The following is a 15,993-nucleotide window of genomic DNA, read 5'->3' as shown; positions in this document are numbered from 1 at the left end:
CTCAAATAGGCCGTTTCAGATCGTCAAATTCGAGGATAGAGTTCTTTTGAACGTATAGCCCAGCGGCACATGGAAAAGACATCGCTCCAGGTGGTTTCGCAGGATGTGACAACACTGGCGGCGACCTATCTCAGCGCGCCCGTCGCCTTGTGCCTCGTCGACCACGAGCGGCGCTGCCTCGCCGCCAATGAGCGTTTCGCCGCGACGATGAACCGCCCGCTGGCCGGCCTCCTCGATGAGGATCTGGGCCTGCTGCTTCCCGGCGCCGATGCCTTCATTGCCACCGCATTCGAGAAGGCGCGCGACGGCGAGGCGTTCAGCGATTACGAGCTGCCCGTCAGCGCCTGCGGGCGTGTGCTCCTCGCCTCCGCCGAGCCATTCCGCACAAATGGCGAGCTTGCCGGGCTGTCGATCGGGCTGGTGGACATCACCGAGCGCAAGCGGATGGCCGAGACGCTGATCGAGATGGAGCAGCGCATCGCCTTCGCCATGGAGAGCGCCAACCAGTGGATCTGGGAGCTCGACATCCCGGCCAACCGGGTGCGGCGCTCGCCGCACTGGAAGTCCGGCCTCGGCTATGCCCAGGACGAGGCGGTCAGCGACAGCGAGCACGTGGCGTGGAGCGTGGTCCATCCGGACGACCGGCCGCAGGTGCTGCGGCGCTTCCGCGACCTCGTGGAAGGGCGGACCGACCTGTTCGAGGCGGTCTACCGGGTGCAACACCGGAACGGGAACTGGATCTGGATCATGGGGCGCGGGCGCATCGTGGAGCGCGCGCCCGACGGCAAGCCGCTGCGCCTCTTGGCGACCAGCGTCGACATCAGCCGCCAGAAGCGGATCGAGCAGGAGCTCGGCGCGACCGTACGCCAGCGCGAGGACCTCGAACGCGAGCTGGTCGCCGCCAATCGCCGCCTGACCGCGCTGTCGGAGATGGATTCGCTCACCGAGCTGCCGAACCGGCGCAAGTTCGACGAGGTGCTCTCGCGCGAGATCCGCCGCAACGGGCGCCACACCCCGGCCCTGGCGCTGCTGATGATCGATGTCGATCACTTCAAGAGCTACAACGACCTCTACGGCCACCCCGAGGGCGACGAGTGCCTGCGCAGGGTGGCCGAGACGCTGCGCCGGTGCGCGCGCCGGGCCGGCGACGTCATCACCCGCTATGGCGGCGAGGAGTTCGCTGCCATCCTCGCCGACACCAACGAAGCCGACGCAACGCTGCTCGCCGGCCGCATGCTGGAAGCGGTCCGCGCGCTCAGGATCGCGCATGCGGGCAGTTCGCCCGGCATCGTCACGGTCAGCATCGGCGTCGCGGTCTACGAGCTGTCCGAGCCCGCGCCGCGCCCGATGCCGCCCGCCACGCTGATCGAGGCGGCCGACCGGGCGCTCTATTCGGCCAAGCAGGCGGGGCGCAACTGCATCGCGGCCTCGAACATCGATGCGAGCGGCGCGCTGCGCACCATGGCGGTGACCGAGAACGGCACCGCCGCCTCCGCGCGGCCGGTCGACGCCGACAAGGATGCGCGGCGCTGAGCGGGCTCAGTAGTCGATGACGTCCTCGAGCGCGTAGTGCTTGATCGTCTTGCGGTTGGCGATCAGCTCGTCGACCGTCGGCTCGCCCTTCATGGCGCGCGACAGCGCGATCTTCATCGCCTCGTAATTGGTGCGGTAGAGGTCCGCCTTGTCGAGGTTCGCGTCCTCCGCACAGCGCGGATCGAGCCACACCATCACGATCATGCAGATCTCGTCGGCCTGGTCCTTCGGCAGGATGCCCTCGATCAGCGCGTCGACGATGGCGTCGCCGATCGCTCCCTGGACCACACCGCCCAGCAGCTCGACATAGTCGAGCGACTCGATCGTCGCCTTGGTGGTCATCATGGTGGCCGGGCGCACCATCTGGTTGAGGTCGCGCACCACGAACATGCGGGTGTGGCCCTGCACCTGCCCCATCATGGAGGCGAAGGCGTGCCCGGCCGGGCCGCGCACGGAGCCGATCAGCACCTCCGGCATCGCGTCGGTGAACTGCCCTTCCGCGGCCAGCACGGTTGCTTCGCCGGTGCGGAACCAGATGTCGCTCATGGTCGTCTCCTGCCCATAAAGATGAGGCCGAGCGCATAGCACCGGGCCGCGCGATCCGTCCATCGGCCATCGCGTCGCGACCCCTATCGAGGCACCGCCCACTCGCCCTTCGGTTGCCTCGCCGCAAACTTGACTCGCTGGGGACTCTGGACAGGAAGGGTACGATTCGATTCAAATCAGGGTGATTCGGAGAGATGCGGCACATCCCTCCAGGTCGACTGGGAAAGGGTTCGGGACTTCGGGGAGGCCGGCGATGGCTCGCGCCAACGCTGCGGGCGGTTCCGTGCGCGTACAGGCCATGCGAGGTCTGGCGCGCTCGGTAGCACGACCCGCGTATCAGCGGCTGGTCGACGCCGAACCCTTCATGCGCAAGGCGGTGCCGGCGCTTATCGTCGCCTTCATAGGTATCGTCGCGGTTGCCGCGATCGTCCAGAACCGCGCCTATCGGTCCGAGGCCGTGGCCAGCGCGAAGGACGAGCTGGCCCTGTTCGCCACCGCCATCGCCAGCGAGATCGGGCGGCCCGGCGCGGATCTTTCCGCCCCCGACGCCCTGCTCGCCTCCAGCCTTCCCCCGCGCGCCGCCGAGGACGGGCGCCGCTACGGGCTGATCGACAGCGCCGGCACCGTGGTCGCCGTGCACGACGAGGACGCCCGCGCCGCCGTGACCGAGCAGATCCGCCATCTGGTCGTCAACGTGCAGGCGCTCACCATCTTCGCCGAGGATGCCGGCGTGCTGGAAGTGGCGATGCCGGACGGCTCGGCCGCGCTCGCCACCGTGCACAATCTGCGCGCCACCCCGCTCCAGCTCGTCGCCATCCAGCCGCTTGGGCGGGCGCTGAACACCTGGCAGTCCGACACCATCCTCACCGTCACCCTGCTCAGCACCACGGGCGCGGTGCTGATGATCCTCGGCTTCGCCTTCCACTGGCAGGCGACCCGGGCGCGCGAGGCGGACGGCATCTACGACACGGTGCGCGCGCGCATCGACACCGCGCTCTCACGCGGGCGCTGCGGCCTGTGGGACTGGGACATGGGACGCGGGCGCATGTTCTGGTCCGAATCCATGTTCGAGATGCTCGGCCACGAGCCGCGCGACGAGCTGATCTCGTTCGGCGAGGTCTCGGCCCTCGTTCATCCCGACGACACCAACCTCTACGACATCGCCAAGGAGATCGCCGACAAGCCGGGACGCTCGATCGACCGCATGTTCCGCATGAAGCACGCCGACGGGCACTGGCTGTGGCTGCGCGCGCGGGCCGAGGTGGTGGCGCAGGAGAATGGCGAGCCGCCGCATCTGGTCGGCATCGCGGTCGACATCACCGAGGAGCGCCGCCTCGCCGAGCGCACCGCCACTGCCGACATGCGCCTGCGCGACGCCATCGAGAGCATCTCGGAATCCTTCGTGCTCTGGGACAGCACCAACCGGCTGGTGATGTGCAACTCAAAGTTCCAGAGCCTGCACGGCTTCGGCGACGCCAATGTCGCGCCCGGCACCCCGTTCGAGGCGGTGGCCGAGCAGGCGCGCAAGCCGGTGCTGCGCATCCCGCTGCGCGCCGAGGACCGGCCGGAGGAAGGCGCGCGCGCCTTCGAGGCGCAGCTCGAGGGCGGGCGCTGGTTGAAGATCACCGAGCGTCGCACCAAGGATGGCGGCTTCGTCTCGGTCGGCACCGACATCACCGCGCTGAAGCGCCATGAGGAACGCCTCATGGACAGCGAGAAGCGCCTGATGGCACTGGTCGCGGACCTGCGCAAATCGCAGCAGACGCTGGAGATGCAGGCGCTCCAGCTCGCCGAGCTGGCGCAGAACTATGCCGACGAGAAGACCCGGGCCGAGGACGCCAACCGCGCCAAGTCCGAATTCCTCGCCAATATGAGCCACGAGCTTCGCACGCCGCTCAACGCCATCATCGGCTTCTCGGAGCTGATGGAGAGCGGCCTGTTCGGCCCGCTCGGCAGCGACAAGTACAACGAGTACTGCCGCGACATCCGCGATTCCGGCCGCTACCTGCTCGACGTCATCAACGACATCCTCGACATGTCGCGGATCGAGGCCGGCCGCTTCCAGCTCGCGCTGCAGCCGGTGCAGCTCGACGAGATCGTCACCGACGCCATCCGGGTGATGTCGGTGCGCGCCGACGAGAAGCACCTCACCCTCGCCAGCGAGAGCGAGGGGCCGGTCGCCATCGAGGCCGACAAGCGAGCGCTGAAGCAGATCGCGCTCAACCTGATCTCGAACGCCATCAAGTTCACGCCCGAGAACGGGCGTATCACCGTGCGCACACGTCGCTTCTCGCGCGCGGCGCTGCTCGTCATCGAGGACAGCGGCATCGGCATCCCCAAGAGTGCGCTGGCCAAGATCGGCAAGCCGTTCGAGCAGGTCGAGAGCCAGTTCACCAAGACCTACAAGGGCTCGGGCCTCGGCCTCGCCATTGCCAAGTCGCTGGTCGAGCTGCATGGTGGCACCATGCGCATCCGCTCGTCGGAAGGCGTGGGTACCACCGTCGTCATCCGCCTGCCTCTCAACGGCCGGCCGGCGCTGCACTATCGCAATGCGCGCGCGGAGCGGCCGATCCCGGCCACCTCATGAGCACGCCCGAAGCTGCGTCCGTCGATACCGCTCCAGCCGACCCCGCCCCCACCGAAACCGCGTCCGTCGACTGCGTCGTCGCGGGTGCCGGCGTGGTCGGCCTCGCCATCGCCCGGGCGCTCGCGCGGCAGGGTCTCGAGGTGCTGGTGCTGGAAGCGACCGGCCTCATCGGTTCGGACACCTCGGCGCGCAACAGCGAGGTCATCCATGCCGGCATCTACTACGCGCCGGGCACGCTGAAGGCCGGGCTCTGCGTCGCCGGCCGGGAGGCGCTCTACGCCTATTGCGCGGAGCGAGGCATCGCGCACCGGCGCTGCGGCAAGCTGATCGTCGCCGCCAGCGCGGCGGAGACCGCCAAGCTCGAGGCCATCGACGCCCATGCCCGCGCCTGCGGGGTCACGGATCTGCGCCCGCTCGCCGGCGCCGAGGCGCGCGCCATGGAGCCGGCGCTGCAGGCCGAGGCGGCGCTGCTCTCACCCTCCACCGGCATCATCGACAGCCACGGGCTGATGCTCGCCTATCGCGGCGATCTGGAGGACGCGGGCGGCATGATCGCCTTCCACGCGCCGATCATCTCCGGGACCGCCGGAGCCGAGGGCTTCACGCTGGAGGTGGGCGGCGAGGCGCCGATGCGGCTCGCCTGCCGGCTGTTCGTCAACGCCGCCGGCCACGGCGCGGTGCCGCTGGCGCGGGCGATCGAGGGCATTCCGGCCGCTGCGGTGCCGGAGGCGTTCTTCTGCAAGGGGTCCTATTTCACCCTGTCGAGCCGCGCCCCCTTCACCCACCTCGTCTACCCGGTGCCCGAGCAGGCCGGGCTCGGCGTGCACCTGACGCTCGATCTCGGCGGGCAGGCGCGCTTTGGGCCCGACACGGAGTGGATCGTCACGCGCGACTACGGGGTCGACCCGGCGCGCGGCGACGCGTTCTACGCCGCGATCCGCCGCTATTGGCCGGCCCTGCCCGACGGCGCGCTCCAGCCCGCCTATGCCGGCATCCGGCCGAAGATCGTGCCGGCCGGCGTGCCGGCGGCCGATTTCCGTATCGACGGGCCGCAGGAGCATGGCGTGCCGGGGCTGGTGCAGCTCTTCGGCATCGAATCGCCCGGCCTCACCGCCAGCCTCGCCATCGCCGAGTTGGTGGCGCACAAGCTCGACGTCAGCCCGGTCCCGGCGCTCTAGCTCTCTGGATCGCCGCACGCGGAGGACGGGTCGAGCACCCGTCCGAAGATTGCGCGCACCTCGTCCTCGATCTCGAACAGGCGCGCCTCCAGCGTCGAGAAGTCCGGCATGCCGCCGGCCCTCGCCAGCAGCCGGCGCAGCGCCGGGCTCGCCTCGGCCGGCCTGAACGGCCCCGCCAGCGCGAGGCGCAGCACCTGGGTGAGGTCGTGCAGCAGCCGGCAGGCCTCGGCGAGAAGCTGGCCGTCCTCGGCGTCGATCAGCCCGGCGGCGCGCGCCGCCTCGATCACGCGCAGGGTCGAGGTGTCCATGATCGCGGGGTGCCGCGCGGCGTGGACGAGCACGAGATACTGCGCGACGAACTCGATGTCGATCAGCCCGCCGCGCGCATATTTCAGGTCCCAGCGCTCGTCCTCGCCCTTCTCCTCGGCGATGGCGGCGCGCATGTCGCGTATGTCGTCGGCGATCCGCCGGGTATCGCGCCGGCGCCGCAGCACCGCGCCGATCGCCGTCTCCACCCGCGCCGCAAAGGCGGGCGAGGCGGCGACGACGCGCGCGCGGGTGAGCGCCATATGCTCCCAGGTCCACGCCTCCTCGGCCTGGTAGACCTCAAAGCGCGGCAGGCTGGTCGCCACCGGCCCGGAGCGGCCGGAGGGGCGCAGCCGCAGGTCGACCTCGTACAGCTGGCCGGCATTGGTGGGGGTGGTCAGCGCGCTGATGAGGCGCTGGGTGAAGCGGGCGAAATAGTGCCCGCCCTCGAGCGAGCGCGGCCCGTCGCTCTCGGGATGCTCGGGATCGAAATCGTAGAGCACGATGAGGTCCAGATCCGAGCCCGCCGTCATCTCCCGCCCGCCGAGCTTGCCCATGGCAATCACAGCGACCTCGGCGCCGGGGATGGTGCCGTACGCCTCGCGGAAGCGCCGCTCGACCACCGCCAGAAGGGCGCGGATGATGATGCCAGCGAGCCTCGCGAAGGCTTCGCCCGCGCGCGCCGCCGGCAGGGTGCCCGAGAGGATGCGCACGCCGATCAGCACGTGCTGCTCCTGCCGGAAGCGGCGGGCCTGGTCGAGCAGGTCCTCCTCATTCTCGGCCGCCTCCAGCAGCGCGTCGAGCCGGGCGGCAAGCGCCTCCTCGTCCGGCAGCGCGCCGAAGAAGGCGGGGTCGAGCAGCGCGTCGATCAGCGAGGGGCGGTGCGCCAGCATCTCGCCGAGCCGCGGCGCGGTGCCGAGGATGGTCGCCAGCAGGCGCACGAGATCGGGATGAAGCGCCAGCGCCGGCAGCAGGCGGTGGGCGCTGGGCAGTTCGCGGAAGAAGAGGTCGGCTGCGTTCAGCGCTGCGTCGGGCGCGCCCCCGCGCGCCAGCGCGTCGATCAGCGGCGGCACGATGGCGGCGAGGTGCTGGCGCACATCGGCCGGGCGCAGCGCCCGGTGCTCGCCGGCGAGCCAGCCGCGCACGGTGGCGCTGGCGGCCCTGGGATTGGCGAAGCCGAGCTTGAGGAGCGTGGCGAGGGTCTCGCGGTCGTCGGACTCGGCCGGGAACTCCAGCCTGCCATCCACCGCCGCGCGCGGCGGCACGTCTTCGAACAGGCGCGAATAGTCGTTCTGCACCGTCACCAGCCGCCGGGTCAGCGCCGCGGCGAAGGCGTCTCGGTCGGCATAGCCCATGAAGGCGGCGAAGTCGGCCAGCGCCTCCGCGCTCTCGGGCAGGGTGTGGGTCTGCGCGTCCGCGACCATCTGCAGCCGGTGCTCGACCCGGCGCAGGAAGTGATAGGCCTCGTCGAGCTCGGCCCGCACGGTCTCGTCGATCCAGCCGGTCTCGGCCAGCATCGCCAGCGCCTCCAGCGTGCGCGGGGTGCGCAGGCGCGGGTCGCGCCCGCCGGCGATGAGCTGCTGGGTCTGAACGAAGAACTCGATCTCGCGGATGCCGCCGCGCCCGAGCTTCACATTGTGCCCCTCGACCGCGATCGCCTCATGGCCGCGGAAGGCGTGGATGTCCTGCTTCATGGCATGGACGTCGGCCACCGCCGCATAGTCGAGCGAGCGGCGCCAGACGAAGGGGGAGAGCTGCCTGAGGAAGGCGTGGCCGAGCGCGATGTCGCCGGCGATGGGCCGCGCCTTGATGTAGGCGGCGCGCTCCCAGGTGGCGCCCTCGCGCTCGTAATAGTCGAGCGCCCCCTCGAGCGATAGCGCGACCGGCGTCGAGGCCGGATCGGGGCGCAGGCGCAGATCCACCCGCGCCACATAGCCGTCCGCCGTGCGCTCCTGCAGCAGGCGCACGAGGCGCTGGGTGAGCCGCACGAAGAACGGCGCGGCCTCGACATCCTCGCCGAGTGGCGCCGCCTCGCGATCGTAGAGCACAATCAGGTCGATATCGCTGGAATAGTTGAGCTCGCCCGCGCCGTGCTTGCCCATGGCGAGCACAGTGTAGCCCGCGCCGGCACCGTCTTCGCCCAGCGTCGCCGGGTCGAGCTTGCCCGCCCCCGCCGCCTCGCGCAGCAGAAAGGCGACCGCGGCCCGCACGGCGGCATCAGCGCCGGCGGTGAGTTCCCGGGTGACGGCGGCGAGGTCGAACACCTCGCCGATATCGGCGAGGGCGACGGTGAGCGCGGTCTCGGCCCGCAGCCGGCGCAGCGCCGCCATCACGGCATCCTCGTCCCCGCTCGCCGCGACGAGCGACAGCGTCTCCTCGCGCGCCTGCGCGAGATGTTCGGCGGGATCGGCCGCGAGCAGGCCGGCCAGCCGCGCCGGATCGCGGCGGATCAGGTCGGAAAGGAAGGGGGAATGGGTGGCGACGCCGGCCAGCACGGCATGGGCGGCGGGATGGGCCTTCATCAGCGCGGTGAAGGACCGGCGCTGCTCGGCGGACACGTCCTCGAGCAATTCGGCGAGCGCGGGCGCCAGCTTGCGCACGGCCAGCGCCTCGGCGGCGCGCAGCCGCGCCACCAGCGCCTCCGCCGGCATTGCCGCCGGCTCGACGGGCCTTTCGCCCACCTCGATCGCCGCCTTCCTCGTGCGCGCCAGCGCCATCCTTACCCCGCCTCGCTCGGATCAAACGCAGTCTAGGTGCGTTTCGTTCACAAAGAGCTAGCCGGCGGCTCGTCGGTGCCCTCGGCATCGAGCGGCAACTCGACGACGATCCGCAGGCCCGGCTCGTTGTCCTCTAGCTTCAGCGTGCCGCCATGCAGGTGCACCACCGCCGCGACCAGCGACAGGCCGAGCCCGGAGCCGGGCCGGGTACGGCTCGCCTCCAGCCGCACGAAGCGCTCCACCACCCGCGGCCGCTCCGCCTCCGGTATGCCCGCGCCCTCGTCGGCAATCGTCACCCGCGCGCGGCCCTCGACCTTCTCGGCGGCGAGCCGGACCCGCCTCCGCGTGCCCGGCGCGTCCGGGGCGGAGTACTTGATCGCGTTGTCGATCAGGTTGGAGAAGGCCTGCGCCAGCAATTCACGCACACCCCTCACCGGCAGCGGGCCCTCGACATACAGATCGAGGTCGAGCCCCGCCTCGTCGGCGAGCGGCTCGTAGAGCTCGGCGACGCCTGCCACCGTCTCGGCGACGTCGAGCTGAACCATGGCCGCGCTCGCCTGCCCCGCCTCGGCGCGGGCGATCATCAGCAGCGCGTCGAAGGTGCGGATGAGACCGTCCGATTCCTCGATCGTGCGCTCCATCGCCGCGCGCCAGTCCTCGTCCGCCTGCGCGGTGCGCAGCGCATCCTCGGCGCGGTTGCGCAGGCGCGTCAGCGGCGTCTTGAGGTCGTGGGCGATGTTGTCGGAAACCTCCTTCAGCCCCGCCATTAGCGTCTCGATGCGCTCCAGCATGGCATTGAGGCTCAGCGCGAGGCGGTCGAACTCGTCGCCGGTGCCGGCGACGGCGAGGCGTCCCGACAGGTCGCCCGCCATGATGCTCTCGGACACGGCGGTCATCTGGTCGATGCGCTTCAGCACGCGGCGGGTGACGAACAGCCCGCCCGCGAATCCCAGCACCACCAGCAGCACGAGCCCCCACACCGCCGGACCGATGATGATCTTGCGCAGTTCCTCGCGCTCGACGATGTCGCGTCCGATCAGCAGCCGGAACTCGCCGGGGAGATAGATGACGTTGACCAGCGCCCGGCTCGGCGGCGCCTGTGCCTCCTCCGAGCGCACATAGCTGATCTCGCTCCAGCCGGGCTCGCTCAGCACAGGGAGCGGCAGGTTGAGCACGTTGCCGGCCAGCGGGTCGCCGCTGAAGCTGGTCACCAGCAGCAGCCCGGCATCGGGCGCGCGGGCGCGGCGGTTCACCACCTGCACCAGCCGGCTGATGCCGCCGCGCTCGAACTGGGCCTGCATATAGCGCGCGTCGGCGTCGATCGCCTCGATCGCCTGCCGGGTTACGAGGCGCTGGGTGTGCCAGCCGAGATAGGCGATGACCGAGCCGGCGAAGACCGCGAACACCAGGAGATAGGCCGCGATCAGCTTGAACGCGGTGGTGCGGATCAGCCTACCGAGCGACGTCACGGATGATGTATCCGGCGCCGCGCACCGTCTGGAGCAGCGGCGGGTCGAACCCCTTGTCGATCTTCGAGCGCAGCCGCGAGACATGTACGTCAATCACGTTGGTCTGCGGGTCGAAATGGTAGTCCCACACATTCTCCAGCAGCATGGTGCGGGTCACCACCTGGCCGGCATGGCGCATGAGATATTCGAGCAGGCGGAACTCGCGCGGCTGCAGCGGGATCTCCTGCCCCGCGCGGGTGCAGCGATGGGCGAGGCGGTCGAGTTCGAGATCGGCAACCCGGTACACGGTGTCCGCCGCCTGCGGCGCCCCGCGGCGTGCCAGCACCTCGACCCGCGCCAGCAGCTCGGAGAAGGAATAGGGCTTGGGCAGGTAGTCGTCGCCGCCGGCGCGCAGGCCGGTGACGCGGTCATCCACCTGGCCGAGGGCGGAAAGGATCAGCGCCGGCGTCTGGTCGCCGCGCGCGCGCAGCTCGGCGATGAGCGAGAGGCCGTCGCGGCGCGGCAGCATGCGGTCGACGACGAGCACGTCGTAGCCGCCCTCGCGGGCGAAGGCGAGGCCCTCCTCGCCATCGGCGGCGAGATCGACGACATGGCCGGCCTCACGGAGCGCCTTGCGCAGATAGTCGGCGGCATCGCGATCATCTTCGACGACGAGCAGGCGCATGGCTGTAGTGTCGATTTCCTCTCGTAGAATCGTATCGGACTCTACGCGACCGGGATCGGAAGGGAACACCATATTGACACCTTCGCAAACGGAGTGCTGCTCTTCGCGAATACGTCGAACGTCGCCGATGACCGAAAGAAATGAGCGGCGCATTCACGATATTTTATTCAAGCAATAAGCAAACAAAAGACGTGTCGTCGGGCCTGAACAGGGCCTGTTATTTGAAAATAGTCGTCATTTACGAAGAGGCAGGATCAATATCGGGAGATACGGGGCCCGCCGTTGCTTGCGTGCCCGGCGTCTCCGGATGGAGGGAAGCAGGTCGACGCGGGAAGCCCTTTCGGACTCCCCGCGCCACCGAACCGGCTGTTGCCCAGGGGGCGACGGAACGGGCCGCAGCCGGAACCGATCGTCAGCCGTTGCTCTTGTCGAGCGAGATCGCGACGAAGCGGGTGCCGCGGTCGCTCTTCACCCGCATCAGCACGGCCTTGCGGTTTTCCTTGGCGGCCGCGGCGAGACCGTCACGCACGTCGTTCGGGGACATGACCGGCTTGCCGGCGACGTCGAGGATGACGTCACCCTCGCGCAGGCCCTTCTCGGCGGCCGGGCCGTCCGGGTCGACCTGGGTGATCACGACGCCCTGGTCGCCGGCGCCGGCGACACCCTTGGCGGGCGCCAGCGACAGGCCGAGGCGGGGCACCTCATGGGTGCCGCTCTCGGTGTCCGGGTTGTTGGCCGAGGCGACCTGGTCGGGAAGCTGCTCCAGCGTCACCGATAGGGTCATCGGCTTGCCGTCGCGCAGCACGCTCAGCTTGATGGTGCTGCCGGGCTTGTGGCTCGCGACTTCGCGAGACATCTCGCGCGCGTCCTTGATCTGCTGATCGTCGATCGCGGTCACGATGTCGCCGGGCTTGAGGCCGGCCTTCTCACCCGGGGTGCCGGGCTGGACCTGGGCGATCAGGGCGCCCTGCGTGTCCTTGAGCTCGAGCGCCTCGGCCACTTCGTCGCTGACCGGCTGGATCTGCACGCCGACATAGCCGCGGGCGACCTGGCCGCCGCTCTTGAGCGCGTCGACCACCTGCGAGATCGTCTCCGAGGGGATCGCGAAGGCGATGCCGACATTGCCGCCCGAGGGGGAGACGATGGCGGTGTTCATGCCGATCACGTCGCCGTCGAGGCTGAAGGTCGGGCCGCCGGAATTGCCGCGGTTGATCGGGGCGTCGATCTGCAGGAAGTCGTCATACGGGCCCGAGCCAATATCGCGGCCACGCGCCGAGACGATGCCCGCCGTGACGGTGCCGCCGAGGCCGAACGGGTTGCCGACCGCGACCACCCAGTCGCCGACGCGCGGCGCCTTCTCGGAGAGCTTCACCCACGGGAAGTCGCTGCGGCCGTCGACCTTGATCAGCGCGACGTCGGTGCGCGGGTCGGTGCCGATCACCTTGGCGGTGTAGCTCTTGCCGTTGGTCAGGGTGACGTCGACTTCCGATGCGCCCTCGACGACGTGGTTGTTGGTGACGATGTAGCCGTCATTGGAGATGAAGAAGCCGGAGCCCTGGCCCACGACGCGGCCGTGGCCGTGACGGGGGGACATGTCGCCGCGCCCCTGACCCTGACCCAGACCGAAGCGGCGCATGAAGCGCTGGATCTGGGGAGGCACCTGGCCCATGTCGCCGTCGTCGCCCATGGCGACATCTTCTTCGGCGTCCTTCTTGACCTTCACGCTCACCACGGCGGGGGAGACCTTCTCGACGATGTCGGCGAAGGAGAAGGTGCTGGCCGGCTGGTTGGTGGAGAGCTGGGCGAAGGCCGGCGTCACCGTCTCCGGCAGCACGAAGGCGCCGACGGCACCGCCGGCGAGCGCGAGGGTGAACACGCCGGCGAGCAGACGCGTGCGGCTGCGGCGCAGGGTGGAGGAGGTCTTCGTGGAAGTCTCGGGAAGCGCGTTGCGCGACATGGGTCGGTCCTCGTTCGACGGTCGTTTCACTCCCCGACCGGGGAGGCTTGATGAGGACCCTAGTGTCGGTCTCCTTAACGCAGGCTGGCGGGCAGCTTAAACATTTGTAACGTTGCGGCCGTCCCCGTCCCGCGGCTCCGGGCCGTCGAGAAGCTCGTGCAGCCGGCGTTCTTCCTCGGCGCTGAGCGGGGCGGCCGCAGCGGGCGCTCGGCGGCGGCGATAGGCGAAGACGAGCCCCGCCCCGCCCACCGCCAGCACCAGGAAGGGCGACAGCCACAGGATCCAGTTGGTGCCGTGCCAGGTCGGACGCATCAGCACGAACTCGCCATAGCGCGAGACCAGGAAGCCCAGCACCTGGTCGTCGCTGTCGCCGGCCTTGATGCGCTCGCGCACCAGCAGGCGCAGGTCGCGGGCCAGCGGCGCGTCCGAATCGTCGATCGACTGGTTCTGGCAGACCATGCAGCGCAGCTCCTTGGAGAGCGCGCGCGCGCGGGCCTCCTGCGCCGGGTCGGCCAGCATCTCGTCGGGCCGCACCGCGAAGACGGGACCGACGCCGGCGAGCAGCAGCAGCGCCGCGCAGGCAAGGGCGCGAAGGCGCTTCATCCTCATTCCGCCGGCACCGCGGCCGGCTTAGGCTTCTTCGCCGGTCGCGGCGCTCCCACGCGCAGGCGCCTGTCGGAGAGCGAGAGCACGCCGCCAAGCGCCATGATCAGCGCGCCGAGCCAGATCAGCGTGACCAGCGGCTTCCAGTAGGCGCGCACGCCGATCGCGCCGCCGGGCAGTTCGTCGCCGAGGCTCACATAGAGCTGGCTGAGACCGTAGGTTCGGATGCCCGATTCGGTGGTCGACATGCTGCGGGCGGTGAACAGGCGCTTGGAGGATTCGATGGTGCCCATGTCCGCCCCGCCCCGGCGCACGGAAAAGACGCCGACGAGGGCCCGGTAGTTCGGGCCCTGGCGCGGCTCCAGCCGGTCGAGGGTGAGCTCGTAGCGCCCGACCTCGAAGCTCTGGCCGATCTTCGCGCCGATGATGCGCTCGGCGTTCCAGCTCGTCTCGGCGATGATCCCCATCAGGCAGATGCCGACGCCGGCATGGGCGAGCGCGGCGCCGAAGGTCGCGCGCGGCAGGCCGCGAAAGCGCGCGAAGGCGGTCGCCGCCGGCACCCGGCCGAAGCCGGCGCGCTCGGCGATGTCGACGCAGGCGCCGATGACGATGAAGGCCGCGAGCCCCATGCCAACCGGCGCGAGGACCGGGCCTCCGCCCTGCACATAGACCGCAGCCAAGGCGGCGAGGATGGCCGCGCCGAAGGCCGCCATCAGCCGCTGCGCCGCGCCCAGCAGGTCGCCGCGCTTCCAGGCCAGCAGCGGGCCGAACGGCATGGCGAACACGACGGGCGCCATCAGCGCGCCGACGGTCAGGTTGAAATAGGGCGGGCCGACGGTGATCTTGGCACCGTTATAGGCCTCGAGCGCGAGCGGGTAGAGCGTGCCGACGAACACCGCCGCCGCAGCGGCGGTCAGCAGCAGGTTGTTCAGCACCAGCGCGCCCTCCCGCGAGACCGGCGCGAAGATGCCGCCCTGCCGCAGTGCCGGCGCGCGCAGCGCGTAGATCGCCAGCGAGCCGCCGATGAAGAAGATCAGGATGCCGAGGATGAACACGCCGCGCGAGGGATCGGTGGCGAAGGCGTGCACCGAGGTCAGCACGCCGGAACGCACCAGGAAGGTGCCGAGCAGCGACAGCGAGAAGGCGAGGATGGCGAGCAGGATGGTCCACACCTTGAGCGCGTCGCGCTTTTCCATCACCACGGCGGAATGGATCAGCGCCGTGCCGGCGAACCACGGCATCAGCGAGGCGTTCTCGACCGGGTCCCAGAACCACCAGCCGCCCCAGCCGAGCTCGTAATAGGCCCAGTAGGAGCCCATGGCGATGCCGACGGTGAGGAAGGCCCAGGCGGCGAGCGCCCAGGGGCGCACCCAGCGCGCCCAGGCGGCGTCGATGCGCCCGTCGATCAGCGCCGCGACGGCGAAGGCGAAGGTGATGGAGAAGCCGACATAGCCGAGATAGAGCAGCGGCGGATGGATCGCGAGGCCGATGTCCTGCAGCACCGGGTTGAGGTCCTGCCCCTCGGCCGGCGCCGGCACCACCCGGATGAACGGGTTCGAGGTGAGCAGGATGAAGAGCAGGAAGGCGGTGGCGATCGAGCCCTGCACGCCCAGCACGTTGGCCTTCAGCGTCGCCGGCAGGTTGGAGCCGAACAGCGCCACCAGCGCGCCGAACAGCGACAGCACCAGCACCCAGAGCAGCATCGAGCCCTCATGGTTGCCCCACACGCCGGTGATCTTGAACAGCAGCGGCTTCATCGAGTGCGAATTCTCGACCACGTTCAGCACCGAGAAGTCGGACTGCACATAGGCCGAGACCAGCGTGGCGAAGGACAGGCTGATGAAGCCGAACAGCACGATCGCCAGCGCCGTTCCCACCCGCATCAGCGCCGCGTCGCCCGCCCGCGCACCCCAGACCGGGATGGTGGTCTGCAGGATCGCCACCGCGAGGGCGAGGACGAGGGCGTAATGGCCGATCTCGGGGTTCATCGCGTCGCCTCGCCTTCCTTCCAGACGCCCTGCTTCTTCAGCGCGTCCGCCACCTCCTTGGGCATATACTTCTCGTCATGCTTGGCGAGCACGGTGTCGGCGCGGAAGCTGCCGTCGGTCTCGAGCGTGCCCTCGGCGATCACGCCCTGCCCCTCGCGGAACAGGTCGGGCAGCAGCCCGGCATAGTTCACCGCGATCTCCCCGCCGCCATCGGTGACGACGAAGCGCACATGCGCATTGTCCTGCTTGACGACGCTGCCGTCCTTCACCAGCCCGCCCAGCCTCAGCCGCGTGCCGGGCACGGCGTGCTCGGCGGCGAGTTCGCTCGGCGTGCGGAAGAACACGATCGTGTCGTTGAGCGCGAACAGCACCAGCCCGGCGGCGACGCCGAGCACGCCGAGGGCGGAGAAGATGAGCAGCAGCCGCCGTCGTTTGCGGGTCATTC

The 15,993-nt window shown here is 69.9% G+C and carries 11 protein-coding genes; 3 read left to right on the top strand and 8 right to left on the bottom strand.

Translation table 11 applies throughout. From position 1 onward, the window contains the following. Positions 1–69: 69 nt before the first annotated feature. A complete protein-coding gene (locus NVS83_RS01785; protein WP_258737784.1) occupies positions 70–1,533 on the top strand; it encodes a GGDEF domain-containing protein in 1,464 nt (487 codons plus the stop codon). 6 nt (positions 1,534–1,539) lie between these two features. On the opposite strand, the gene fae is transcribed toward NVS83_RS01785, so the two are convergent. After that, positions 1,540–2,079 carry a formaldehyde-activating enzyme gene (gene fae, locus NVS83_RS01780; RefSeq protein WP_258737783.1) on the bottom strand — a complete coding sequence of 180 codons (540 nt, stop codon included), beginning with the start codon at positions 2,077–2,079 and terminating at the stop codon, positions 1,540–1,542. A 253-nt stretch (positions 2,080–2,332) separates the two neighbouring features. On the opposite strand from fae, the gene NVS83_RS01775 reads away from it, so the two are divergent. Continuing rightward, complete coding sequence (locus NVS83_RS01775) at positions 2,333–4,666, top strand: PAS domain-containing sensor histidine kinase (RefSeq protein ID WP_258737782.1); 2,334 nt, start codon at positions 2,333–2,335, stop codon at positions 4,664–4,666. Continuing rightward, positions 4,663–5,844 (top strand): NAD(P)/FAD-dependent oxidoreductase, encoded by a 1,182-nt coding sequence (locus tag NVS83_RS01770; protein ID WP_258737781.1) that lies wholly within the window; start codon positions 4,663–4,665, stop codon positions 5,842–5,844. The genes NVS83_RS01775 and NVS83_RS01770 overlap by 4 nt, the downstream gene beginning before the upstream one ends. Here NVS83_RS01770 and NVS83_RS01765 read toward each other — a convergent pair. From NVS83_RS01765 to ccmE, 7 genes are all read right to left on the bottom strand, one after another. Next, on the bottom strand, positions 5,841–8,867 hold the full coding sequence (locus tag NVS83_RS01765; protein WP_258737779.1) for a bifunctional [glutamine synthetase] adenylyltransferase/[glutamine synthetase]-adenylyl-L-tyrosine phosphorylase: 3,027 nt from the start codon (positions 8,865–8,867) through the stop codon (positions 5,841–5,843). The two genes, NVS83_RS01770 and NVS83_RS01765, sit on opposite strands and share 4 nt — an antisense overlap. 47 nt (positions 8,868–8,914) lie before the next feature. Continuing rightward, positions 8,915–10,336, bottom strand: coding sequence for a sensor histidine kinase (locus tag NVS83_RS01760; protein ID WP_258737778.1), 1,422 nt, complete (start codon positions 10,334–10,336; stop codon positions 8,915–8,917). Next, complete coding sequence (locus NVS83_RS01755) at positions 10,320–11,000, bottom strand: response regulator transcription factor (protein WP_258731106.1); 681 nt, start codon at positions 10,998–11,000, stop codon at positions 10,320–10,322. Before NVS83_RS01755 ends, NVS83_RS01760 begins: the two co-directional genes overlap by 17 nt. Positions 11,001–11,412: 412 nt before the next feature. Further along, entirely contained in the window at positions 11,413–12,957 is a 1,545-nt protein-coding gene (locus NVS83_RS01750) for a Do family serine endopeptidase (RefSeq protein ID WP_258737777.1), read from the bottom strand. A gap of 96 nt (positions 12,958–13,053) precedes the next feature. After that, positions 13,054–13,560 carry a cytochrome c-type biogenesis protein gene (locus NVS83_RS01745; protein WP_258737776.1) on the bottom strand — a complete coding sequence of 169 codons (507 nt, stop codon included), beginning with the start codon at positions 13,558–13,560 and terminating at the stop codon, positions 13,054–13,056. 2 nt (positions 13,561–13,562) lie between these two features. Continuing rightward, the gene (locus NVS83_RS01740) at positions 13,563–15,548 is read right to left on the bottom strand and encodes a heme lyase CcmF/NrfE family subunit (protein WP_258737775.1); all 1,986 of its coding nucleotides are present in this window, start codon (positions 15,546–15,548) and stop codon (positions 13,563–13,565) included. Next, complete coding sequence (gene ccmE / locus NVS83_RS01735) at positions 15,545–15,991, bottom strand: cytochrome c maturation protein CcmE (RefSeq protein ID WP_258737774.1); 447 nt, start codon at positions 15,989–15,991, stop codon at positions 15,545–15,547. Before ccmE ends, NVS83_RS01740 begins: the two co-directional genes overlap by 4 nt. Positions 15,992–15,993: the final 2 nt, after the last annotated feature.

Source organism: Ancylobacter mangrovi (assembly GCF_024752335.1).
Taxonomy (GTDB): Bacteria; Pseudomonadota; Alphaproteobacteria; order Rhizobiales; family Xanthobacteraceae; genus Ancylobacter; species Ancylobacter mangrovi.
This window is presented reverse-complemented; position numbering and strand designations above follow the sequence as displayed.